Here is a 23294-nt window from a genome sequence, read left to right as displayed (position 1 = left end):
GCCGCCCTCCGATCGCGACTGCGGACCCGCCCGCGCTTGGCGCGCTCACCGAGCCCAACCCCCGAGCGTGACTCCGGGACTCGCGAACGGCACCGGGCAGGTCACCATCGCGGGGCCGAACCGTCCCGGTCCGGGTCGCCGCCCAGCGCCGCGATGCCGAGCCAGTCGGCGCAGACGTCCGAGGTCGCCGGATGCAGAGATCCACAACGGGCATCCCGGTAGAGCCGCTCCAGCGGATGCCCCCGCCGGGTCGCCGACGTGCCGGCCGCCTCCACCATCGAGGCCGCCACCTCGGCGGCGGTCGTACCGGCCAGCAGCTTGGCCCGCCACACCCAACGGTTCGTCTCGACGTCCCCCGGCGCCTCGTCGACCCGACGTGCCGCCTCGGCCACCGCCAACTCGGCGGCGGCGGTCGCGGCGTCGGCCCGCCCCACCCGGGCCCGTACCGCCGGCAGGCCGTCCAGCCCCCGGGCGGTCAGGTGCTCGACCGCGGCGTCCACCGCCGCCCGGGCCACCCCGACGTACACCGCCGCGTAGCTGGCCACCAGCCAGTGCGGCATGAGCTGGGCGACCACCAGGGCCAGTCCCTCCACCCCGCCGAGCAGCCGGTCGGCCGGCACCGTCACGTCCAGGTGCAGGTCGTGCGAGGCGGTGGCCCGCATGCCGAGCGAGTCCCAGGTCGGCTCGACGTGCAGCCCGTCCCGGCCGGCCGGCACCAGGAACTGCGAGACGATCGACCCGTCGGCGGCACTGCGCGCCGCCACCAGGTAGGCGTCGGCGTGACCCGCACCGGAGCAGAACGTCTTCGCGCCCTTGATGTGGTAGCCGCCGTCCACCGCCTCGTACGTGGTGGTCAGCTTGGACAGCCGGGACCCGGCGCCGCGCTCGCTCATCGCCACGCCGTACCAGGCACCGGCCGCCGCCTCGGCGAGCAGCCGGTCCCGGGCGGCCAGCGCCTCGTCCGGTACGCCCAGCGCCTCGGCCAGCTCCTGGGTGAGCGCGCCCAGCGCCCCGGTCACCGAGGCGTGCATGTTGAAGACCAGCGCGGTCGCGCCGTTGCCCCGGGCGAGTTCGGTGGCGACCCCGGCGTACCCGGCGAAGCTGGCACCGAGACCACCGAGGGCCGGCGGGACCATCAGGCCGAAGAGTCCGGCGGCCCGCAGGTCGGCGAAGTCCTCGACCGGAAAGCTGCCGTCCCGGTCGTGTTCGGCCGCCCTGGCCGCCAGTCGCGGCGCCAATCGACGCGCCGCTGCGAGGGCATCCACTGTCATCCGTGTCCCTTTCCGCACCGGCCCAGAGCCGGCGCTGCCGCTCGCGCTACCGCTCCTTGGTCCCCCACCCCTGGTAGAGCACCGCCGCCGACCAGGTCGGCACGATCCGTGGCAGGTTCCGCCCGGCCGTCCGGGCGGAAGCCACCTCCCGATCCGTGGCCATCCGCCCGGGGACCGCGCCCTGACCCGGCAGATCCGAACGGCCCTGCGGTGCCCGCGCGGACGGCCCCGGCCCGGAGCGCCGCAGAGCGCGGCCGACCAGCCAGCGCGCCACCGACCAACCCCCGGGCCGTACGCCCCGGATCCGCAGCTGGATCCCGTGCCGGGCGCACTCTTGGACCAGCGCCCGCGAGTCGACGAACAGCCGTGGATCGTGGATCCCCCGGGGCACCCCGGGCAGCCGCTCGGCCACCCGGACCGCCAACAGCCGGCTCAGCGCGGTGGCGTTGAGGGTGTCCAGCACCAGCGTGCCGCCGGGCCGGAGCACCCGGCCCGCCTCGGCCACCACCCTCGGCCAGTCCGGAACGTGTTCGAGCACCTCGCCGGCGGCGACCACGTCGGCACACCGGTCCGCCAGCGGCACGGCACCGACGTCCGCGTTGATCGGCTGGACCCCGTGCGCGGCGGCCTGCCGGAGCGCGGAGCGGACCAGGTCGACCCCGACGTGCCGGTAGCCCTTGCCGGCGATCCGGGGGGCGAGCAGGCCGGCACCGCAGCCGAGGTCGACCAGGGTCGCCCCGGGACCGGTGGCCGGCGGCACCAGCGCCGCCCGGGCCTCGGCCAGCCAGTGCAGCATCGCGAAGGCGCCGTCCGGATCCCACCACTCGTCGGCCAGGTCGTCGTACTGGCGTGGATCGTTGGGCGGCAGGGTACGGCCCGGGACGCCGGGCGTCGGGTGCCCAGTTCCCTGCCCGGCCCGTTCGTACCGCATGCGGTCGAGCCTGGCACGACCGAGCGGTAACAACCAGACTTCCCATATGTCGCATGTGGTGTTAGGGCTGGTCCGGGCGAGTCACCCGGAGCCGGCGGTCGCGGTGACCACGGTGTCGGCCCTGCTCGCCTGGGGCATCGGGCATCCACCCGCCGGGATCGTGGCGGTGGGCCTCACCGTGCTGGCCAGTCAGCTCGCCATCGGCTGGGTCAACGACTGCCTGGACGCCGACCGGGACGCCGAGGTCGGCCGGCGGGACAAGCCGGTGGCGAGCGGCATGATCAGTCGACGCGCGGTCGGGCTGGCCGGCGCGGTGGCCGCCGTGCTGACCCCGCTGCCCGCGCTCACCCTCAATCCCACCGCCGCTGTCTGGGCCACCGTCGCCCTGGTCTCCGCGCTCCTCTACAACTGGCCGCTGAAGTCCACCCCGGCCTCGGTGCTGCCGTACGCGGTCTCGTTCGGGACGTTGCCGGCCTTCGTCGTACTCGCGTTGCCCGGCGCGCCGGCCCCGCCGGCCTGGTTGGTGGCCGCCGGGGCGCTGCTCGGCGCCGGGGCGCACTTCGCGAACGTGCTGCCGGACCTGGCCGACGACGAACGGACCGGGGTACGTGGGCTGCCGCACCGGCTGGGTCCGACCGGGTCCCGGGTGGCCGCCGCCGGGCTGCTCCTGGCGGCGACCGCGACGCTGGTCCTCGGGCCGCCCGGCCCGCCGTCCTGGGCCGGGCTGACCGCCATCGCGGTCGCTGCCGTGGTGCCGCCGGCCGGCTGGTACGCGAGCCGGGCCGCCGCCGCCCGGGGCGACCGCCCCGTGGCCGTCTTCCGGGCCGTCATGCTGGTCGCGCTGATCGACGTCGTGCTGCTGGTCGCGAGCGGTCGGGTGGTCTGAGCCGGGCGCTCGGGTGGTCTGAGCCGGGCGCTCGGGTGGTCTGAGCGGAGCGGTCGAGTGGCCTGAGCGGAGCGGTCGAGTGGCCTGAGCGGAGCGGTCGGGTGGCCTGAGCCGGGCGGTCGGGACGGGGTCGGGACGCGGCCGGGATACCGGGTCGGCGTACGGGAGGCGATCACCGCCCACTACCCTGGAGCCCGTTGGGCCCGGGTACGACGACCGTGCCCGTTCCGCCCAGCCGGAGATCGCTAGGGCGACCGGATTCGCAACGAGGAGGACCAGGTGACGCGCTCGATCTGGGGGGCCCGGCGAGCCGCGGCGATGCTGACCGGTACGGCAGCCGCCACCACCCTGCTGCTGTCCGGGTGCGGCACGGGCCAGATCGCGGAGACCGCCGCGAAGGTGCCCACCAGCGTCGGCGCCAACGCGCAGTCGGCGGACAACAACTTCAAGGTCCGCAACCTGTCGATCGACTACCTGAGTCTCGAGGGCTACCCGGCCGGCGGCAACGCGCCGATGAACGTCGCCCTCTACAACGACTCCGGCCAGCCCGTGACGGTCAAGATCATGCCCGAAGGTGCCCGTGCCGTGGTGCTCACCGGACCCTCGGCCGCTCCCACCCCGGGCGGTACGGTCTCGCCCAGCCCGTCGGCGACCGCCACCTCCGGCAGCCCGTCCCCCGGAACGACCTCCGGCAGCCCCGAGCCGGGCGGCTCGGCCTCCGCCACGCCGACCGGGGGCGCGTCGGCCACCCCGACCCCGACCCCCACTCCGGTTCAGGAGTCGGCGGCCGAGATCCGGCTTCCTGCCGGCGGGTTCGTCATCCTGAACAAGACCGTCGGCAGCTGGCTCCAACTGGCCGGGCTGACCGAGGCGCTGCCCCCGGGCGAGTCGGTTCCGCTGACGTTCGACTTCGGCGGCAGCAAGGTGCAGGTCGACGCGCCCGTCGCGGTGCCGATGACCCCGGCGCCGGTCGGCACGCCGGTCACCGGTGAGGGCGAAGAAGGCGAAGAGGGCCACGGCGGCTGACAACCGGCCTCCGTCCGGCCCGGTCACCTCCTGGCGTACCGGCACCTCCTGGCGTACTGGCGAGGTTGGCGTGCGGTCGGAACGCGTTTCGTCGTACGAGTTGGATAGCGTGCTGAGGTGACCAGCCGAGCCACACCACGTCCCGCCGCCGGGCGCACCCGGGCCGCCACCCGCGAGCCCCGGCCCGCCTACGAGTGCGACGCCTGCGGCCACCAGCCGCCCAAGTGGGTCGGGCGCTGCCCGGAGTGCGGCGAGTGGGGTGCCGTCGTCGAGTCGACGCTCACCGGGCCCACCGTCTCCGGCCGGGTAGTGAGTTCCCGGGCTCCGGCCGAGCCGGCCCGCCCCATCGCCACGATCAGCGCGGCACCGGCCCGGGCCGTCCCCACCGGCGTGCCCGAGCTGGACCGGGTGCTCGGCGGCGGTCTGGTGCCCGGTGCGGTGGTCCTGCTGGCCGGCGAGCCCGGCGTCGGCAAGTCGACCCTGCTGCTCGACGTGGCGCAGCACTGGGCTGCCGGTGCCGGCAGCCCGTCGCTGGTGGTCAGCGGCGAGGAGTCGGTGAGCCAGGTCCGGCTCCGGGCCGAGCGGATGGGCACGCTGCACGAGCAGCTCTACCTGGCCGCCGAGAACGACCTCGGGGCCGTCCTCGGGCACCTGGACGCGGTCAAACCGGGCCTGCTGGTGCTGGACTCCGTGCAGACGATCTCCACCCCCGGTACCGAGGGGGTACCCGGCGGGGTGACCCAGGTCCGGGCGGTCACCGCCGCCCTGGTCTCGATCGCCAAGGAGCGGGGTGTCGCGACCGTGCTGGTCGGGCACGTCACCAAGGACGGCCAGGTCGCCGGTCCGAGGGTGCTGGAGCATCTCGTCGACGTGGTGCTGCACTTCGAGGGCGACAAGCACTCCTCGCTGCGGATGGTCCGGGGCGTCAAGAACCGGTTCGGCACGGCCGACGAGGTCGGCTGCTTCGAGATGCACGAGGGCGGGATCAGCAGCCTGGCCGATCCGTCCGGGCTGTTCCTGACCCGGTCCACCGAAGCGGTCCCCGGGACCTGCGTGACGGTCGCCATGGAGGGCCGGCGGGCGCTGGTCACCGAGGTGCAGGCACTGATCGGCGCCACGGTCGCCGGCTCGCCCCGCCGGACCGTCTCGGGCCTGGACAGTGCCCGGCTGGCGATGGTGCTCGCGGTGCTGCAACGCCGGACCGAGCGGCTGACCCTGCACGACCGGGAGGTCTTCGCCGCCACGGTCGGCGGGATCCGGGTGGTCGAGCCGGCCGCCGATCTCGCGGTCGCGCTCGCCGTCGCCTCGGGCGGCCTGAACCTCGCCATCGCACCGAACCTGGTGGCGATCGGGGAGGTGGGCCTGACCGGGGAGGTACGCCGGGTCGCCGCCGTACCCCGACGGCTGGCCGAGGCGGCCCGACTCGGCTTCCGCTTCGCGCTGGTGCCCACCGGCTGTGGGCCGGCGGCGAGCGGCGCGGGCCCGGAGAACATGCGGGTGACGGAAGTCACCGACGTCCGCTCGGCGCTGCAATCCGTGGCGCGGATATCGGCTGAGTAACCATACGGTCACGGAGCTGCGGCACGCCGCGCCGTGTCATGCTTACGGCCGTTGCTACCCGGGGCCGACAGGAACCACGATGCCCGACAAGGCTCGCCATTAAGGTGCAAACTGGACACTTCGCAGCCGGTTCCGAAGGGGTACCGACGGCGCGTCGATGGGAGGAAACAGGCACAGTGGCACGTCACAGTAACCGCGGCAGCACCCAACGCAGGGCGGTCCGTAGAATGTCCGAGTGCCGATCGACCGCGAAGCGAACCGACCCGCCAGCGCGGCCTCCCCTGTCCGCACCAGCGCCGCCGGTTCGGCGGCACGCCCCGTCAACGTCGGAATGACCGTGACCGGCGGAGGGCTGACCGGGGATCCGTTGCGGGCCAATCTCGCGCTGATGGCGCCGGGTACGGCACTACGCGACGGCCTCGAACGCATCCTGCGTGGCCGTACCGGGGCCCTGATCGTGCTCGGCTACGACAAGGTCGTCGAAACGCTGTGCACCGGCGGCTTCCCGCTCGACGTCGAGTTCTCCGCGACCCGGGTCCGTGAACTGTGCAAGATGGACGGCGCCGTGGTGCTCTCCAGTGACGGCACCCGGATCGTCCGCGCCGCCGTGCATCTGATGCCCGATCCGTCGATCCCGACCGAGGAGTCCGGCACCCGGCACCGCACCGCCGAGCGGGTGGGCCGGCAGACCGGGTTCCCGGTGATCTCGGTCAGCCAGTCGATGCGGATCATCAGCCTCTACGTCAACGGCCAGCGGCACGTACTTGACGACTCGGCGGCGATCCTGTCCCGGGCCAACCAGGCGCTGGCCACCCTGGAGCGGTACAAGCTCCGCCTGGACGAGGTCTCCGGCACCCTGTCCGCACTGGAGATCGAGGACCTGGTCACGGTCCGCGACGCGGTGGCGGTGGTGCAGCGGCTGGAAATGGTACGTCGGATCGCCGACGAGATCGCCGGCTACGTGGTGGAACTGGGCACCGACGGCCGACTCCTCGCGCTCCAGCTCGACGAGTTGATGGCGGGCGTGGACGCGGACCGGACCCTGGTCATCCGGGACTACCTGCCGACCGGGCGCAAGGCACGGACCCTTGACGAGGCTCTGGTCGAGTTGGACCTGCTCACCGCGACCGAGCTGATCGACCTGGTCGCGGTCGCCAAGGCGATCGGCTACCCGGGCGCCTCGGACGCGCTCGACGCGGCGGTCAGCCCACGCGGGTTCCGGCTGCTCGCCAAGGTGCCCCGGCTGCCCGGCCTCGTGGTGGACCGGCTCGTCGGCCACTTCGGCAGCCTGCAACGGTTGCTCGGTGCGACGGTCGAAGACCTCCAGGCCGTCGACGGGGTCGGCGACGCCCGGGCCCGGGGCGTACGGGAGGGGCTGTCCCGGCTCGCCGAGGCGTCCATCCTGGAGCGGTACGTCTGAACAACCCCGGGACCCTCGGGCTCATCCGATGAGCCCCGAGGGACTCCCGGTGGGGTACGTGCCCTCGACCCGGCGCCCGCCGCGCCCCCGACTCGGCCGCCGCGTCCTCGACCTAGCGTCCGCCGGACCCCGATCCCGGCCCGCCGCGTCCCCGGCTCAGCCCGTGATGGTGAGTCGCACCGGTTCGCTGAGCTTGTCGCCCAGCCGGCCGAAGAGCTGGTAGGTGCCGGCCGGCGGATAGTTGCCCGCGGCGAGCCCGTTGTCGCACTTGGAACTCTCTCTGCCGTTCCAGTCGATCGTGTACGTGCTCTCGTGGCTGGGCGGGAACGGCCGTACGTCGTTGGCCCGTACGGTGCTACAGCCGTCGGACGACCAGACCTTGCGGGCGCCGAGCTTGAGGTAGAGCTCCTGAAGGTCGGCGCCGACGTCCCGGTTGCAGGTCCGCCCTGACAGGTTCTTGATCTTGATCCGCAGGCTGACCGGCTCACCACGCTGCGCCGACGTCTGGGACGGAACCGGGATGACCGACATCTCCGCGTCGGTGCACTCGTTCTGCACCGGAGGCGGGGCCGTCGGCACCTGTCCACCGCCGACAGGTGCGACCGGAGCCTCGTCGCCGCCACCGTCCGGCTCCCCCGTCGGGTCACCGCTCGACGCGGGCTCCACCGGAGCACCGGACTCGGGCGTGCCGGACTGCGAGGGGTCGACCTCCGGCGTGAGCAACGGAGTCGGTTCGGTCGACTGACCACTACCGGCGCCCTTACCGGTGTTGTCCTTGTCGCCCGGCCCGAAGCACGAGTACAGGAGCACGATCAGGAAAAGCAGCCCGGCACCGAGCACGACGGCTCGACGCCGCCAGTACACGGCGGGCGGCAGGGGGCCAACCGTCAAACGCATAATGTCCTCACCGTATCGGGACCCGCGCCGCCGACCCTCACGACGCGCCGGGCGCCGGTGCAGGCGTACCCGATCGGTCTGGGTGCCGGTGCGCGGACCCGGCGGCGGCGCCTCCTCCGCCGGTGGTCACAGGTAGACCTTGCGCTGGTAGACCGCGTGCGCGCCGGCCACCCGGTCGAGGAACAACCGACCCCGACAATGATCGATCTCGTGTTGCAGGGCCCGCGCCTCGAAGCCGTCCGTGACCAGCCGCACCGCCGCACCGGTGCCCGGCAGCACCGCCTGGATCACCACCCGGCTGGCCCGCTTGACGTCACCGGTCAGGTCCGGGACCGACATGCAGCCCTCCCGGCCCAGCCGCCACCGGCTGGCCTCGACCACCTCCGCGTTGCAGAGTACGAAGATGCCGTGCGACGTCAGTGTCTTGGGGTGACCGGTCACGTCCACGGCGAAGACCCTGGCGCCGACCCCGACCTGCGGTGCGGCCAGCCCGACGCAGCCGGGTGACACCCGCATGGTGGCGACCAGGTCCGCGGCGAGCCGGACCACGTCCTCGGCGAGCGGATCGACGGCGGCGCCGGCCCGGCTCAGCACCCCCGCCGGGGCGGTGACCACCGACCGCACCTCACCCGGATCGCCGAGCACCGCCGTCGTCCAGCCGCCCAGACCGCAGTCCTGCTCGGCGGTCACAACAGATCCGAGTCGGCTCGGCGCAGGGTGACCTCCACGTCCAGCCCGACGGCCACCTCGGACAGCCGGTCGGCGAGGCTTTCCGCCGTACCCGGCGGCAGCTCGACCTCGGCGAGGAGGACGTAGAGCGGCCCGGTGAGCCGGGTGGTCAGGTCCGTGACGTTGCCGCCGGCCTCGGCGAGCACCCGGGTCAGTGCCGAGACGATCCCGAGCCGGTCGGCCCCGTGCACGGCCATCAGGTACGGCTCGCCGAACGGCGTACTCGACGCCTCGGCGCCGACCTGACGTACCGTCGCCACCAGTGGTCCGTCGGCGACGACCGGGGCCAGCGCCGCCTCCGCCTCCGGCCCGGACGGGCCCACGCAGATCAGCGTCATCGCGAAGTGTCCACGTAACCGGGTCATGGTCGAGTCGGTGAGGTTCGCCCCGACCTCGGCCAGGGCCTCCGCGACGTCAGCCACGATGCCGGGTCGGTCCGGACCGATGACGGTGATCGCCAGCTCGCTCATCCGGGCAGTCTGCCCGATCCACGCCCGCCCCGGGGCTCGACCCGACGACCGGCCCAAGCTCCGGGACGGAACCGTGCGCCGGACCGTCGACCGGGTCCGGCTGCCGTCGGCGTCGGTGCCGACGCTGGCCGTCCCGACGGGGGAGGCCCGACGACGGAGGCCCGACGGCGGAGGCCCGACGATGGAGCCCCGACGAATGGAGGCCCCGACGAATGGAGGCCCCGACGGCGGAGGTCCCACTCTCCGCAGCACTCCGGCGCGGCCCGCCGGATGCCGCCACGCGGCCGGACCGGCGGGCGTGACAGGATCGACGGCGCGATGTCGAAGACACAGCTCGCCGCCGCGGCCATCCGGTGGTACGACGAGAACGCCCGCGACCTGCCGTGGCGAGAGCCCGGTGTCGGGGCCTGGCCGATCCTGGTCAGCGAGGTCATGTTGCAGCAGACCCCGGTGGTACGGGTGCTGCCGGCCTGGCGGGCGTGGCTGACCCGGTGGCCCGTACCGGCAGCGCTGGCCGCCGACACTCCGGCCGAGGCGATCCGGATGTGGGGACGCCTCGGCTATCCACGCCGGGCCCTGCGACTGCACGAGTGCGCCTCGGCGCTGGTGGAGCGGCACGATGGCGCCGTACCGGCCGACCTGGAGCAGTTGCTGGCGCTGCCCGGCGTCGGCAGCTACACGGCACGGGCGGTGGCGGCCTTCGCGTACGGCCAGCGCTACCCGGTAGTGGACACAAACGTACGAAGGCTCGTCGCTCGGGCGGTCGCCGGTGAGCCGGACGCCGGTCCGGCGACCCGACCGGCCGACCTGGTCGCGACCGAGGCACTTCTGCCGGCACATCCCGGTACGGCCGCCCGGGCCAGCGCCGCCTTCATGGAACTGGGCGCGCTCATCTGTACGGCCCGGTCCCCCCGGTGCGTCGACTGTCCACTGGCCACCCGCTGTGCCTGGCGGGCGTCCGGCCGAACCGCGCCGCCCGGCCCGACCCGGCGTCCCCAGCGGTACGCCGGCACCGACCGGCAGGTCCGGGGCAAGCTCCTGGCCGTGTTGCGGGAGACCACCGGGCCGGTACCCCGGGACCGGCTGGACCTGGTCTGGGCCGACGATCTGCAACGGTCCCGCGCACTGGCCGGCCTGATCGAGGACGGCCTGGTCGAGATGGTCGGCGACACCTGCGTACTTGCCGGCGATCACGCCGTCGACTGAGCTGAGGTGTTAGGAGGGGGCCCTTCTTCTACAGAAAACGATAAGAAGGGGCCCTTCCTTGCACTGCTGCATAGAAAAGTCCGGCCCGGCGACGAAGTCGCCGGGCCGGACCTTCTAGTGCGCGTGCTTACTCGTCCGCGCCAGCGGGGGCGGTGTTGCCCAGGTCGGCCGGCACCGCGTCGGGCACCTCAACCGGCTTCTCCGCACCGCGGAACACCAGCTTGGACTTGTCGATGTCCTCCGGGTCGCCCTCGCAGTCCACGACGACGATCTGACCGGGCGTGAGCTCGTTGAAGAGGATCCGCTCGGAGAGGTTGTCCTCGATGTCGCGCTGGATCGTCCGACGCAGCGGTCGGGCGCCCAGCACCGGGTCGAAGCCCTTCTTCGCCAGGTACTTCTTGGCGTTGTCGGTCAGCTCGAGCCCCATGTCCTTGTTGCGGAGCTGGGTCTCGATCCGCTGGATCATGATGTCCACGATGTGCAGGATCTCGCCCTGCTTGAGCTGGTGGAACACGATCGTGTCGTCGATCCGGTTGAGGAACTCCGGCCGGAAGTGCTGCTTCAGCTCGTCGTTGACCTTCTGCTTCATCCGCTCGTAGTTCGACTCGGAGTCCTCGGAGGCCTGGAAGCCCATCGACACCGCCTTGGCCACGTCCCTGGTGCCCAGGTTGGTGGTCAGGATGATGACGGTGTTCTTGAAGTCGACGATCCGGCCCTGGCCGTCGGTCAACCGCCCGTCCTCCAGGATCTGGAGCAGGGTGTTGAAGACGTCCGGGTGGGCCTTCTCGATCTCGTCGAAGAGGACCACCGAGAACGGCCGACGCCGCACCTTCTCGGTGAGCTGGCCACCCTCGTCGTAGCCGACGTAGCCGGGGGGCGCCCCGACCAGCCGCGACACGGTGTACCGGTCGTGGAACTCGGACATGTCGAGCTGGATCAGCGAGTCCTCGCTGCCGAACAGGAACTCCGCCAGCGCCTTGGACAGCTCGGTCTTACCGACACCGGACGGACCGGCGAAGATGAACGAGCCGGACGGACGCTTCGGGTCCTTCAGGCCTGCCCGGGTACGCCGGATCGCCTTCGAGACCGCCTTGACCGCGTCCTCCTGGCCGACGACCCGCTTGTGCAGCTCGTCCTCCATGCGGAGCAGCCGGGAGGTCTCCTCCTCGGTGAGCTTGTAGACCGGGATACCCGTCCAGTTCGCCAGCACCTCGGCGATCTGCTCGTCGTCGACCTCGGACACCACGTCCAGGTCGCCGGCCTTCCACTCCTTCTCCCGCTGCGCCTTCTGGCCGAGGAGCTGCTTCTCCTTGTCCCGGAGCTGCGCGGCCCGCTCGAAGTCCTGCGCGTCGATCGCGGACTCCTTGTCGCGACGGACCTGGGCGATCCGCTCGTCGAAGTCGCGCAGGTCTGGCGGCGCGGTCATCCGACGGATCCGCATCCGGGCACCGGCCTCGTCGATCAGGTCGATCGCCTTGTCCGGCAGGAAGCGGTCGGAGATGTACCGGTCGGCCAGGGTCGCCGCCGCCACCAGGGCGGCGTCGGTGATGGAGACCCGGTGGTGTGCCTCGTAACGGTCCCGCAGACCCTTCAGGATCTCGATGGTGTGCGCCAGCGACGGCTCACCCACCTGGATCGGCTGGAACCGCCGCTCAAGGGCGGCGTCCTTCTCCAGGTGCTTGCGGTACTCGTCGAGGGTGGTCGCGCCGATGGTCTGCAGCTCGCCACGGGCCAGCATCGGCTTGAGGATGCTCGCCGCGTCGATCGCGCCCTCGGCGGCACCCGCACCCACCAGGGTGTGAATCTCGTCGATGAACAGGATGATGTCGCCGCGGGTGCGGATCTCCTTGAGCACCTTCTTGAGGCGCTCCTCGAAGTCACCGCGGTACCGCGAGCCGGCGACCAGGGCACCCAGGTCAAGCGTGTAGAGCTGCTTGTCCTTGAGCGTCTCCGGCACCTCACCCTTGATGATTCGCTGGGAGAGGCCCTCGACGACCGCGGTCTTGCCGACCCCTGGCTCGCCGATCAGGACCGGGTTGTTCTTGGTACGGCGGGAGAGCACCTGCATCACCCGCTCGATTTCCTTCTCCCGGCCGATGACCGGGTCGAGCTTGCCCTCCCGGGCGGCCTGGGTCAGGTTCCGGCCGAACTGGTCCAGCACGAGGCTGGTCGACGGCGCGGCCTCACCCGGGGCGGTACCGGCCGCGGCCGGCTCCTTGCCCTGGTAGCCGGAGAGCAGCTGGATGACCTGCTGGCGGACCCGGTTCAGGTCGGCGCCGAGCTTCACCAGCACCTGTGCGGCGACGCCCTCACCCTCGCGGATCAGCCCGAGCAGGATGTGCTCCGTGCCGATGTAGTTGTGGCCGAGCTGCAACGCTTCGCGCAGCGACAGCTCCAGCACCTTCTTGGCCCGCGGCGTGAACGGGATGTGCCCGCTCGGCGCCTGCTGACCCTGGCCGATGATCTCTTCGACTTGCTGGCGGACGCCTTCCAGCGAGATGCCCAGACTCTCCAGGGCCTTCGCCGCGACGCCTTCACCCTCGTGGATGAGACCTAGCAGGATGTGTTCCGTACCGATGTAGTTGTGGTTGAGCATCCGGGCTTCTTCTTGAGCCAGGACGACAACCCGCCGCGCTCGGTCGGTGAACCGCTCGAACATGCCCTCGTGCTCCTCACGTGCCGTGCGCACTCGATCTTGATGGCCAAGCATCGTGGCGGGGCCACCACCCGGACGTCCGAGGCGGACGCCCGTGCTCCCTTACTCTATCGCCGCGAGCCGACTCTCCTGAGGTCGTGTGTTCCTGGAATGAGCCACGTACGCGACGTTTTTACCAACTGCCCACGCTCAGCGATGCTTCCCAGACCGCCCGCTGTACGCGCAGAGCGAAATTTCAGGCCCCTACCCTGACGACGCGGACCCGCATCGTCCACAGGCTGTGGACAACTCCGTCCACTGGTTGTGGACAACGTCTGGGCCGCCAGGTTGTTCCCGGGACCGGGCCGGTTGCCGGGCCCACCTGGCCACACACTCCGACACAGGCCCGGCACGGAGGAGATTCGCCGCCGATGCGCCGTTAGGGCGAATTACCCCATTTGCCAAATAACTAGAGTATCGGGATGAAACGTGCGGGGTGGGCGAACGGCCGGCCGTCCACCCACCCCGCCCGGGGCGTCGAGAAGCACTACGACTAGCGGCCCGCCTTCGCGTGGTACTCATCCACGATCTCCTGGGGGATGCGCCCGCGGTCGGAGATGTCCTTGCCTTCCTTCTTGGCCCACGCCCGGATCGCCTTGTTCTGCTCCCGGTCGGCGGTGGCGCCACCTCGACCGCGAGCGGCGCGACCGCCGACGACGACGCCGCCCCGACCCACCTTGGAGCCGGCCGCGACGTACGGGGCGAATAGGTCCCGCAATTTGCCGGCGTTCTTGTCCGACAGGTCGATCTCGTACTGAACGCCGTCGAGCGAGAACTTGACGGTCTCGTCCGCGTCTCCGCCGTCCAGGTCATCGACCAGCTTGTGAATGATCTGCTTGGCCACGTGTCGCTATCCTTTCGAGCAGGTTCTCCGCAAACAAGAGCACAATAGCCCGCGAGATGCTTGCTTCGTCAATAGGATCGCGAAACTATGCGACAGGCCGGGGCCGACTACTACTCGGGGCGGACCATCGGGAAGAGGATGGTTTCCCGAATTCCGAGGCCGGTGAGGGCCATCAGGAGCCGGTCGATTCCCATTCCCATGCCCCCGGACGGCGGCATTCCGTACTCCATGGCCCGCAGGAAGTCCTCGTCGAGCCGCATCGCCTCGTCGTCGCCCTTGGCCGACCGCTGCGCCTGGACCACCAGACGCTCCCGCTGCACAACCGGGTCGACCAGCTCGGAGTACGCCGTGGCCAGCTCGAATCCGAGGACGTACAGGTCCCATTTCTCGGTGAGCCCCGGCTCGGACCGGTGCTCCCGGACCAGCGGGCTCGTCTCCTCGGGATAGTCCCGCACGAAGGTGGGCTGCCGCAGCGTGGGCACCACCAGTTCCTCGAAAAGCTCCTCGGCGAGCTTGCCCGGCCCCCACTTGGGATCGACCGCCAGCCCCACCTTTTCGGCGTACCCGAGGAGGTCGGTCATCCCGGTCCGGACCGTCACCTCCTCGCCCAGGGCCTCGGAAAGCGCCCCGTAGAGGGTCGTCGACGTCCACTCGCCGCCGAGGTCGAACTCGGTGCCGTCGGCGTGCGCGACCACGTGCGACCCGGTGGCCGCAAGTGCCGCACGCTGCACCAACTCACGAGTGAGGGTCGCCATGGTGTCATAGTCCCCGTACGCTTCGTACGCCTCCAGCATGGCGAACTCGGGCGAGTGCGAAGAGTCGGTCCCCTCATTTCGGAAGTTGCGGTTGATCTCGAAGACCCGGTCGATGCCGCCCACCACCGCCCGCTTGAGAAAAAGCTCGGGGGCGATTCGCAGATACAGATCCGTGTCTAACGCATTGCTGTGCGTCACGAATGGCCGCGCGGTAGCACCACCGGGCAGCGCTTGCAGCATGGGGGTTTCGACTTCGATGAAACTCCGGCCGTGCAGCGAATCGCGCAGACTACGCAGCGTCGTCGCCCTCGTGCGTACCATCTCCCGGGCCCGGGGGCGCACGATCAGATCGACATAACGCTGTCGGACCCGCGCCTCCTCGCTAAGCGGCTTGTGCGCCACCGGTAGCGGCCGGAGCGCCTTCGCGGTCAACGCCCAGGAATCGGCAAGCACCGAAAGCTCACCCCGCCGACTGGTAATCACCTCGCCGGTCACTCCGACGTGATCACCCAGATCGATCTGGCGCTTCCAGACATCGAGGCGGTCCGCGCCGACCCGGTCGAGCGAGAGCATCGCCTGCAGTTCGGTGCCGTCGCCGTCCCGGAGGGTGGCGAAGCAGAGCTTGCCGGTGTTCCGGACGAAGATCACCCGGCCGGTCACCGACGCGACGTCCCCGCTGGGGGTGTCGGTGGGCAGGTCCGCGTAGCGGGCCCGGATCTGGGCGAGGGTCGCCGTACGCGGATATCCCAACGGATACGGCTCAACGCCCTCGGCGAGCATGCGCTCCCGCTTCTCCCGGCGGACCCGCATCTGCTCGGGGACGTCGTCAACGGGATCGGCAGGGCTGGGAATCTCCTGGGTCACGGCATGCTTCCTCGGGAATTGTGTCGGCTGAGTTCGGCCCCGAGCGTACTCAAGTGCCCACCGGGTCCGGCACTGGATAACCTCCAGGCATGGTTGATCAGATCCACGCGCTCTCCTTCGGCGCCGCCGCGACCGCCTACGACCGGTACCGGCCGAGCTACCCCGAGCCCGCGATCACCTGGGCCGTCGACCGTCCCGCACCTGCTCAGGTCGTCGACCTCGGCGCCGGTACCGGCATCCTGACCCGGGTACTGCTGGCCCTCGGCCACCACCCGGTACCCGTCGAGCCGGACCCGGGGATGCGGGCCCAACTCGCCCTCGCCACCCCGGGCGTCACCCCGCTGGCCGGTACGGCCGAGCAGATACCCCTGCCGGACGGCTCGGTCGACGCGATCGTCGCCGGACAGGCGTACCACTGGTTTGACCATCCGGTGGCGCACGCCGAGGGGGCCCGGCTGCTGCGCCCGGGCGGGACGTACGCCGCGGTGTTCAACGAGCGGGACGAGTCCGTGCCCTGGGTGGCGGCGCTGACCGCGCTCACCGTCGACATGCTCGGCGGGCGCGGAATCCGGGAGGGTGGCGCGTCGATGGCCGAGCACGACGAGCACTACGGACCGGTGGAGCGGGCCGAGTTCCGGCACCAGGTCACGCACACCCCGGAGACCCTGGTCGGGATGATCGGCACCCGCTCGCACCACATCACTGCCACGCCGCAGCGGCAGCGGGAGGTCGACGCGGCCATCCGGAAGCTGGCGGCGACCCATCCGGACCTGGCCGGGCGGGAGACGTTCGAGCTGCCGTACCGGACCCTGGTCTTCCGGGCCCGGCGCCGCTGACCGCCGGCCGGGGATTTCGGTCCGGGCCGGAGCCCTACCGGTTGCGGTCGTAGACCATCCGCAACCCGATCAGGGTGATCATCGGCTCGTGGTGCGTGATCGTCCGGCACTCGCCGATCACCAGCGGCGCCAGCCCGCCGGTGGCGATGACCGCCCGCACCTCGCCCAGCTCCTCGACCATCCGTTCGACGATCCGGTCCACCTGGCCGGCGAAGCCGAAGTACATCCCCGCCTGGAGGCACTCGACGGTGTTCTTGCCGATCACCGAACGCGGCACCGTCGGCTCCACCTTGCGGAGCTGGGCCGCCCGGGCGGCGAGGGCGTCGAACGAGATCTCGATGCCGGGGGCGAATGCGCCACCGAGGAACTCGCCCCGACCGCTGATCACGTCGAAGTTGGTGGTGGTGCCGAAGTCGACCACGATCGACGGTCCGCCGTAGAGGGTGAACGCCGCGAGCGTGTTGACCACCCGGTCGGCGCCGACCTCCTTCGGGTTGTCGATCGCCAACTGCACGCCGGTCTTCACCCCCGGCTCGACGATCACGTGGGGAAGATCCGCGTAGTACCTGGCCAGCATCGACCGCAGCGACCGCAGCGCCGCCGGCACCGTCGAGCAGGCGGCCACGCCGGTCACCTCGACCGCGTCACCGGCCAGCAGGCCGCGCAGCTTGAGGCCCAGTTCGTCGGCCGTCGACCGGGCGTCGGTCTTGATCCGCCAGGAGTGGATCAACTTCTCGCCCTCGAAGGTCGCCAGGACCGTGTTGGTGTTACCGATGTCGATACAGAGCAGCATTCGTCAGTCCCGGGCCCGAGGTGTTGCCGGCCGGCCACTGCCCGCGGCCGGAGGTCTGTCGCCGACCGGCCGGCCGGAGCCGACCGACCGGGTGGTCCGTCCCCCTACCGGCCGGTGTCCGTCGGTCGGAGGTCAAGTGCGATGTCCAAGATAGGCGAGGAGTGGGTCAGGGCCCCAACCGAGAGGTAGTCGACGCCGGTCGCGGCGTACTCGGCGGCCGTGTCGAGGGTCAGCCCGCCGGTCGCCTCGAGTTCGGCCCGGTCACCCACCGCCGTGACCACCTCGGTCAGCAGCGCCGGGGTCATGTTGTCGCAGAGCAGGAAGTCGGCGCCGAGCTCCACCGCCTCCACCGCCTCGGCTACCGAGGTCACCTCCACCTGGACCGGCACGTCCGGAAACGCCTCCCGGACCCGCCGGTACGCCGCTCCGATGCCGCCGGCCGCCAGCTTGTGGTTGTCCTTGATCATGGCGACGTCGTACAGGCCCAGGCGCTTGTTGGCGCCGCCGCCGGCCCGGACCGCGTACTTCTCCAGCATTCGCAGGCCCGGCGTGGTCTTCCGGGTGTCCAGCACCGTCGCCTTCGTACCGGCCAGCGCCTCGACCCAGGCCCGGGTATGGGTGGCCACCCCGGACATCCGGCTGAGCAGGTTCAGGGCGGTCCGCTCGGCGGTGAGCAGCGACCGGGTCGGCCCGGTCACCGTCGCAAGTACGTCGCCCCGGGCCACCCGGTCGCCGTCGACGGCCACCGGCAGCACCCGCACCGTACGGCTGGCGGCCAGGTCGAAGACGGCGGCTGCCACGGCCAGCCCGGCCACCACGCCGTCGGCCCGGGCCACCACGTCAACCGTGTCGACCTGCTCGTCCGGCACCGTGGCCACAGTGGTCACGTCGCGTCGCTCCGGCCCCAGGTCCTCGTCCAGCGCCCCCCGTACGATCCGTTCCACCACCACCGGATCGAGCCCGGCGGCCTGCAACGCCTGCGTGGTCGAGAGTTTCAGCACAGTGCCTCCCAATCCTGTTCGAAACTGCCCGTCTGTCCGATCGAGCTGATCAGGTGCCCGAGCCAATCCTCGCGCGAATCCGGGTGGTCCTCGCGCCAATGGCAGCCCCGGGTCTCCTGCCGGGCGTAGGCGGCGCCGACCAGGGCCGAGGCGACGGTGAGCAGGTTGGTCGCCTCCCAGCTCGCCGTCCGGGGAGCGCCCCGGGTGGCGCCGAAGGCGACCAGTTCGGCCGCTGTCGCCCGCAGCGAGCCGGCCGACCGGAGCACCCCGGCACCCCGGGTCATCGCCCGGGCCAGCCCGGCCCGCACCGCCGGATCCACCACCGCACCGGTACCGCCGCGCCACGCGCCGCCCGGTGCGGGTTCGGCCTGGGCCGGCAGGTCCCGGGCGATGTCCTGGGCGATCCGCCGGGCGAAGACCAGCCCCTCCAGCAGCGAGTTGCTGGCCAGCCGGTTGGCACCGTGTACGCCCGTGCAGGCGACCTCGCCGCAGGCGTACAGGCCCGGGATGGAGGTACGGCCGAACAGGTCGGTACGGACCCCGCCGGAGGCGTAGTGCGCCGCCGGGGCCACCGGAATCGGGTCGACCGCCGGGTCGACACCGGCCGCCAGGCAGGAGGCGACGATGGTGGGAAAACGCCGGGCCAGGAAGTCCGCGCCGAGATGCCGGGCGTCCAGGTAGACGTGATCGGTGCCGGTGGCCAGCAGGACCCGGTGGATCCCCTTCGCCACCACGTCCCGGGGGGCCAGTTCGGCCAACTCGTGCTGGCCGACCATGAACCGCTTGCCGTCGGCGTCGACCAGGTGGGCGCCCTCGCCCCGCAACGCCTCCGAGACCAGCGGCTGCTGGGCGTCGGTCGTCGTACCCGTCCCGGTGGCCCCGGCCGGTCGGATCAGCGCGGTCGGATGGAACTGGACGAACTCCAGGTCGGTCACTGCCGCGCCGGCCCGCAGCGCGAGGGCGACGCCGTCGCCGGTGGAGACCGCCGGGTTGGTGGTGGCGGCGAAGACCTGGCCCATCCCACCGGTGGCCAGCACCACCGCGCGGGCCAGGATCGCGCCGACCCCGTCCTCGCTGCCCTCGCCGAGCACGTGCAGGGTGATCCCGCAGGCCCGACCCGGGTCCGCCGGCCCGGACCCCGGGCTGCGCAGCAGGTCGAGGACGAGAGCGTGCTCAACCAGGCGGATCCAGGGGTCCCGGCCGACCGCCGCGTGCAGCGCCCGCTGCACCTCGGCGCCGGTCGCGTCGCCGCCCGCGTGCACGATCCGATCGGCCCGGTGCCCACCCTCACGGGTGAGCATCAACGAGCCGTCCGCGTTGCGGTCGAACTCGGCACCGGTCCGGATCAGTTCCCGCAGCCGGGTCGGCCCCTCCTCCACCAGCACCCGGACCGCCGCCGGGTCGCAGAGCCCGACCCCGGCCAACTCGGTGTCGGAGGCGTGCGCCGCGGGCGTGTCCAACGGATCGAGTACGGCGGCGATGCCGCCCTGCGCCCACCGGGTGGAGCCGTCATCGATGTTGACCTTTGTCACCACCGTCACGTGCAGTCCCGCCTCGCGCAGGTGCAGCGCGGCGGTCAGCCCCGCGATGCCCGACCCGATCACGATCACATCGGTCGTCTCCACCCAGCCCGGCTCCGGCGCGGCCAGCAGCCGGGGTAGCTCCGGCAGGTCAACGATCGGAAACTGCATCATTCCAGTCAACCGCGTACCGGTGGCGACGGTCCGGGCAGGGCCCCCGGAAGTGGCCTGCGACGCTATCCGGTCCGCAGCGGCAGGCCAGCGGTGCCGGCGCCCTTGAGCGATCTGGTGAACCTGCCGTCGGAGATCCACAGGTAGCACCGCACCCCCCGGTTGCCCGCCTGCCACTCCTCCGCTCCGGAGGGCAGCGCCATGATGCCGGTACGGAACCGGATGCTGTTCTGCGGCACCTCGACGTACCTCGCGGTGACCTGGTAGCAGCCGTCGTAGAACGCCGCCCAGTCCCGCTCGGCGCTCGGGTACTTCAGTCCGGCGGGCGCCCGCCACACCCCGGTGAACTCGCTGTTGTGCCGCTTGCCGCAGTCGACCGTCGGCATCCGGTCGATGTTCTCGGTCCGGGTCAGCGTCGCCGCGTAGCAGCCCAGGTGCAGCGGTCCGGGGGTACGCAGGGCGCCCTTGAGACTGCCGGTCCGGGTGACCGTGTCGCCGTCGTCCTCGACGTTGGACAGTTCGGTCACGTCACATCGGAACCACCGGGCTCCGCCGCTCCAGCCGTGTGGCGAGGGGGTCGCCACCCCGAGCCAGAGTCGGCCGGTCCGGAAGTCCGCGCCGAGGAACTCCCGCGCCTTGCCGTCACACTCCGCATAGGCCTTGCCGAAGTCGGCCGAGCCCCTGGCCGGCGGCGCGGCAGCGTTCGCCGCCGCTGCCGTGAACGCTCCCACGTGTACGGTCTCCAGCCGGTGACTGGTCGGACAGTCGACCGGGAGGTACGACGACAGGTAGACGGTCTCGGAGAAGTCTGCCGCGTGGCAGGCGTCGGCCTTCGGGGAGAAGGTCTTCGGCTCGCCGACCCGGGCCCAGTCGTCGGTCAGGTCCCCATCCGAGCCGCCCGGCGCGGCGCACCCACCCGCACCGAGGCCAACGGCTCCGGCCAGCGCCAGGGCGGTCATCCAACGGCGCATCGCGTCCTCCCCAGGGCGACCAACAGTCACAGATGGCTGCACCCTACGTTAACCGGCGCGGTCATCCGGAGCGTAGAGATCATCCTGGCGTCGGGACGGCCATCCGCGTCTGGAGCAGCGTCACGCGTTCTGCACCTGGTCGCCCCGGACCAGGTCACCGGCCATTCCCGGCACCGCCTCGGCGGGATCGCCGCCCAGTTCGATGATCCGGTTGGCCGCGTCCACGTGCACGATCCGGGGCTGGTACGACCGGGCGGCGGCATCGTCGAGCTGGGCGTAGGAGATCAGGATGACCAGGTCGCCGGTCTGCACCAACCGGGCGGCGGCACCGTTGATGCCGATCACGCCGCTGCCCCGCTCGCCCGGGATGACGTACGTCTCCAACCGGGCGCCGTTGGTGATGTCCACGATCGCGACCTGCTCGCCGGGCAGCAGGTCGGCGGCGTCGAGCAGGTCGGCGTCGACCGTCACCGAGCCGACGTAGTGCAGGTCCGCCTGGGTCACCGTGGCCCGGTGGATCTTCGACTTGAGCATGGTGCGGAACATTTGACTATTCCTCCGTGGTGCGGGCTGCCGGAGCCAACTCGACCGGCAGGTTGTCGATCAATCGGGTACCGCCGACCCAGGCGGCCGCCAGCATCCGGGCCGGGCCGGTGACCGGGGCGGGTCCCAGCTGCGGGTCGGTCAGCACCAGGTAGTCCAGCTTGGCGCCGGTCGTACCCTCGCCGAAGGCCCGGTACGCGGCGGCGAGGGCACCGTCGGCGCCCCGGCCCGCCCCGGCGGCGGTCGCGCCGGCCCGCAGCGCCGCCGACAGGCGCAGTGCCGAGAGCCGCTCCTCGGCCGAGAGGTAGCGGTTGCGGCTGGACAGCGCCAGCCCGTCCGGCTCCCGGACGGTGGGCACCCCGACGATCTCCACGTCCAGCTCCAGGTCCCGGACCATCCGGCGGATCAGCGTGAGCTGCTGGTAGTCCTTCTCCCCGAAGACCGCCACGTCCGGCCGGAGCAGGTTGAGCAGCTTCAGCACCACGGTCAGGACGCCGTCGAAGAAGCCGGGCCGGCTGGCCCCCTCCAACTCCTCACCGAGGCTGCCGGGGTCGACCCGGACCATCGGCTCGCCGTCCGGATAGAGCTCCTCGCGGGACGGCGCGAACACGTACTGCACCCCGGCGGCCCGGCACACCTCCAGGTCGGCGTCCAGGGTCCGGGGATAGCGGTCGAAGTCCTCGTTCGGACCGAACTGGAGCGGATTCACGAAGATCGTCGCCAGTACGAAGTCGGCCTGTTCCCGGGCCGTCCGCAGCAGCGCCTCGTGCCCGGAGTGCAGAGCACCCATCGTCATCACCACCGCCAGCGAACCCGGCAACGGCGCGAGCGTGGCGGCCAGCTCCGCCCGGGTCCGCAACACCGTGGTCATGCTCTCTCCTCGCGCAGTTCGTTCCGCCGGCCGAGCTGTCCGGTGCTCCCGCTCCACCCGGTCATGGCCCTCCGTCGCCCCCGCCCGGTCATGCGGCGACCTCGCGGTCCCGGTCAGCCAGCACGCCCAGCAGCGACTCGGCGTCGGCCGGACGGAGCCGGCCGGCGGCGATCGCCCGGTCGGCGGTCCGCCGGGCCAGCGCGAGGTAGCCGGGGACCGACTCCGGGGCGGTCGCGGCGAGCCGGTCCAGGTGCCGGGCGATCGTACCGGCGTCGCCCCGGGACACCGGCCCGGTCAGCGCCGCGTCGCCGAGCCGCAGGGCGTTCTCCAGCGCGGCCCGGAGCAGCGGCCCGAGCACCTTCTCCGGCCGGCTCACACCCGCGTCGCGGAGCCGGTCGGCGGCCTCGTTGACCAGGGTTACGAGATGGTTCGCGCCGTGCGCGAGGGCGGCGTGGTACAGCGGACGGTCCCGTTCGGCCACCCACTCCGGTACGCCGCCGAGGTCGGCGACCAGCCGGACGGCGAACGGCCGCAGCGGCGTCGGGGCGGTCACCCCGTACGAGATCCCGGGTAGTCGGGTCAGGTCGTCGGCGGTACCGGTGAAGGTCATCGCCGGATGCAGGGCCAGCGGGCGGGCACCCACCGCGACCGCCGGGGCGAGTACGTCGAGCCCGTGCGCCCCCGAGGTGTGCGCGACCACCTGTCCCGGCCGGAGCACACCGGTGGAGGCGAGCCCGGCCACGACCGCGGCGAGCGAGTCGTCCGGTACGGCGATCAGCAGCAGGTCGGTGGCGGCCCGGGCCACCTCGTGGGCCGGCCGGACGTCGGTGCCCGGAAGCAGGCTGTCGATCCGGTCCTTGGCCGCGGCCGATACCCCGGCGGCGGCGACCACCCGATGGCCCGCGGCGACCAGGGCGGCACCCAGTACGGCTCCCACCCGGCCGGCGCCGATCACGCCGACGGTGAGCTGGCGCGGTGATGCGCTCATAGCGATGATCCAGTCCTCGAAATGTGGTACCGGTCGATCGCAAGTA

At 71.9% G+C, this 23294-nt stretch carries 21 protein-coding genes; 6 read left to right on the top strand and 15 right to left on the bottom strand.

Annotation, left to right across the window (positions count from 1 at the left end):
• Nucleotides 1-101 precede the first annotated feature (101 nt).
• Together H4W31_RS10925 and H4W31_RS10920 are read right to left on the bottom strand one after the other, a co-directional pair.
• Complete coding sequence (locus H4W31_RS10925) at nucleotides 102-1271, bottom strand: acyl-CoA dehydrogenase family protein (RefSeq protein ID WP_192766552.1); 1170 nt, start codon at nucleotides 1269-1271, stop codon at nucleotides 102-104.
• 46 nt (nucleotides 1272-1317) lie between these two features.
• Nucleotides 1318-2202 (bottom strand): methyltransferase domain-containing protein, encoded by an 885-nt coding sequence (locus H4W31_RS10920; RefSeq protein WP_192766551.1) that lies wholly within the window; start codon nucleotides 2200-2202, stop codon nucleotides 1318-1320.
• A 46-nt stretch (nucleotides 2203-2248) separates the two neighbouring features.
• Between H4W31_RS10920 and H4W31_RS10915 the strand changes: the two genes are divergently transcribed.
• The 4 genes from H4W31_RS10915 to disA all read left to right on the top strand — a co-directional run bounded on the left by H4W31_RS10915 (nucleotide 2249) and on the right by disA (nucleotide 7094).
• Nucleotides 2249-3088: a UbiA family prenyltransferase gene (locus tag H4W31_RS10915; protein WP_192766550.1), complete on the top strand. Its 840-nt coding sequence runs from the start codon at nucleotides 2249-2251 to the stop codon at nucleotides 3086-3088.
• A 279-nt stretch (nucleotides 3089-3367) separates the two neighbouring features.
• Nucleotides 3368-4114: a hypothetical protein gene (locus tag H4W31_RS10910; RefSeq protein WP_192766549.1), complete on the top strand. Its 747-nt coding sequence runs from the start codon at nucleotides 3368-3370 to the stop codon at nucleotides 4112-4114.
• 117 nt (nucleotides 4115-4231) lie between these two features.
• Nucleotides 4232-5674: a DNA repair protein RadA gene (gene radA, locus H4W31_RS10905; protein WP_192766548.1), complete on the top strand. Its 1443-nt coding sequence runs from the start codon at nucleotides 4232-4234 to the stop codon at nucleotides 5672-5674.
• A 235-nt stretch (nucleotides 5675-5909) separates the two neighbouring features.
• Nucleotides 5910-7094 carry a DNA integrity scanning diadenylate cyclase DisA gene (gene disA, locus H4W31_RS10900; RefSeq protein WP_192766547.1) on the top strand — a complete coding sequence of 395 codons (1185 nt, stop codon included), beginning with the start codon at nucleotides 5910-5912 and terminating at the stop codon, nucleotides 7092-7094.
• 156 nt (nucleotides 7095-7250) lie between these two features.
• Here disA and H4W31_RS10895 read toward each other — a convergent pair whose 3' ends face one another.
• The 3 genes from H4W31_RS10895 to H4W31_RS10885 all read right to left on the bottom strand — a co-directional run bounded on the left by H4W31_RS10895 (nucleotide 7251) and on the right by H4W31_RS10885 (nucleotide 9190).
• A complete protein-coding gene (locus tag H4W31_RS10895; RefSeq protein WP_192766546.1) occupies nucleotides 7251-7991 on the bottom strand; it encodes a hypothetical protein in 741 nt (246 codons plus the stop codon).
• Nucleotides 7992-8117: 126 nt separating this feature from the next.
• Nucleotides 8118-8681, bottom strand: coding sequence for a peptide deformylase (locus H4W31_RS10890; protein WP_192766545.1), 564 nt, complete (start codon nucleotides 8679-8681; stop codon nucleotides 8118-8120).
• The gene (locus H4W31_RS10885; protein ID WP_192766544.1) at nucleotides 8678-9190 is read right to left on the bottom strand and encodes a glycine cleavage system protein R; all 513 of its coding nucleotides are present in this window, start codon (nucleotides 9188-9190) and stop codon (nucleotides 8678-8680) included. Before H4W31_RS10885 ends, H4W31_RS10890 begins: the two co-directional genes overlap by 4 nt.
• A 318-nt stretch (nucleotides 9191-9508) precedes the next feature.
• On the opposite strand from H4W31_RS10885, the gene H4W31_RS10880 reads away from it, so the two are divergent.
• Nucleotides 9509-10396 (top strand): A/G-specific adenine glycosylase, encoded by an 888-nt coding sequence (locus H4W31_RS10880; RefSeq protein WP_192766543.1) that lies wholly within the window; start codon nucleotides 9509-9511, stop codon nucleotides 10394-10396.
• A gap of 127 nt (nucleotides 10397-10523) precedes the next feature.
• Here the strand turns inward: H4W31_RS10880 and H4W31_RS10875 are convergent, their stop codons facing one another.
• The 3 genes from H4W31_RS10875 to lysS form a co-directional block, all read right to left on the bottom strand.
• A complete protein-coding gene (locus H4W31_RS10875; RefSeq protein ID WP_192772005.1) occupies nucleotides 10524-13055 on the bottom strand; it encodes an ATP-dependent Clp protease ATP-binding subunit in 2532 nt (843 codons plus the stop codon).
• 529 nt (nucleotides 13056-13584) lie between these two features.
• The gene (locus tag H4W31_RS10870; RefSeq protein WP_192766542.1) at nucleotides 13585-13935 is read right to left on the bottom strand and encodes a histone-like nucleoid-structuring protein Lsr2; all 351 of its coding nucleotides are present in this window, start codon (nucleotides 13933-13935) and stop codon (nucleotides 13585-13587) included.
• Nucleotides 13936-14045: 110 nt separating this feature from the next.
• A complete protein-coding gene (gene lysS, locus H4W31_RS10865) occupies nucleotides 14046-15500 on the bottom strand; it encodes a lysine--tRNA ligase (RefSeq protein ID WP_225946417.1) in 1455 nt (484 codons plus the stop codon).
• A gap of 143 nt (nucleotides 15501-15643) precedes the next feature.
• Here lysS and H4W31_RS10860 point away from each other — a divergent pair, with 143 nt between their 5' ends.
• A complete protein-coding gene (locus H4W31_RS10860; protein WP_192766540.1) occupies nucleotides 15644-16390 on the top strand; it encodes a class I SAM-dependent methyltransferase in 747 nt (248 codons plus the stop codon).
• Between the two features lie 34 nt (nucleotides 16391-16424).
• Here H4W31_RS10860 and H4W31_RS10855 read toward each other — a convergent pair whose 3' ends face one another.
• The 7 genes from H4W31_RS10855 to H4W31_RS10825 form a co-directional block, all read right to left on the bottom strand.
• A complete protein-coding gene (locus H4W31_RS10855; protein ID WP_192766539.1) occupies nucleotides 16425-17183 on the bottom strand; it encodes a type III pantothenate kinase in 759 nt (252 codons plus the stop codon).
• 104 nt (nucleotides 17184-17287) lie between these two features.
• On the bottom strand, nucleotides 17288-18181 hold the full coding sequence (nadC, locus tag H4W31_RS10850) for a carboxylating nicotinate-nucleotide diphosphorylase (RefSeq protein WP_192772004.1): 894 nt from the start codon (nucleotides 18179-18181) through the stop codon (nucleotides 17288-17290).
• Complete coding sequence (locus H4W31_RS10845) at nucleotides 18178-19875, bottom strand: L-aspartate oxidase (protein ID WP_192772003.1); 1698 nt, start codon at nucleotides 19873-19875, stop codon at nucleotides 18178-18180. The genes nadC and H4W31_RS10845 overlap by 4 nt, the downstream gene beginning before the upstream one ends.
• Before the next feature lie 65 nt (nucleotides 19876-19940).
• The gene (locus H4W31_RS10840) at nucleotides 19941-20846 is read right to left on the bottom strand and encodes a septum formation family protein (protein ID WP_225945475.1); all 906 of its coding nucleotides are present in this window, start codon (nucleotides 20844-20846) and stop codon (nucleotides 19941-19943) included.
• Nucleotides 20847-20966: 120 nt separating this feature from the next.
• A complete protein-coding gene (gene panD / locus H4W31_RS10835; RefSeq protein ID WP_192766538.1) occupies nucleotides 20967-21392 on the bottom strand; it encodes an aspartate 1-decarboxylase in 426 nt (141 codons plus the stop codon).
• 4 nt (nucleotides 21393-21396) lie between these two features.
• Nucleotides 21397-22260 (bottom strand): pantoate--beta-alanine ligase, encoded by an 864-nt coding sequence (gene panC, locus H4W31_RS10830; RefSeq protein ID WP_192766537.1) that lies wholly within the window; start codon nucleotides 22258-22260, stop codon nucleotides 21397-21399.
• Nucleotides 22261-22348: 88 nt separating this feature from the next.
• Nucleotides 22349-23248: a Rossmann-like and DUF2520 domain-containing protein gene (locus tag H4W31_RS10825; protein WP_192766536.1), complete on the bottom strand. Its 900-nt coding sequence runs from the start codon at nucleotides 23246-23248 to the stop codon at nucleotides 22349-22351.
• Nucleotides 23249-23294 lie beyond the last annotated feature (46 nt).

The sequence above is a fragment of the Plantactinospora soyae genome, assembly GCF_014874095.1.
Classification (GTDB): domain Bacteria; phylum Actinomycetota; class Actinomycetes; order Mycobacteriales; family Micromonosporaceae; genus Plantactinospora; species Plantactinospora soyae.
Note: the sequence above shows the minus strand (reverse complement) of the source record. Positions and strands in the feature narration are given on the sequence as shown.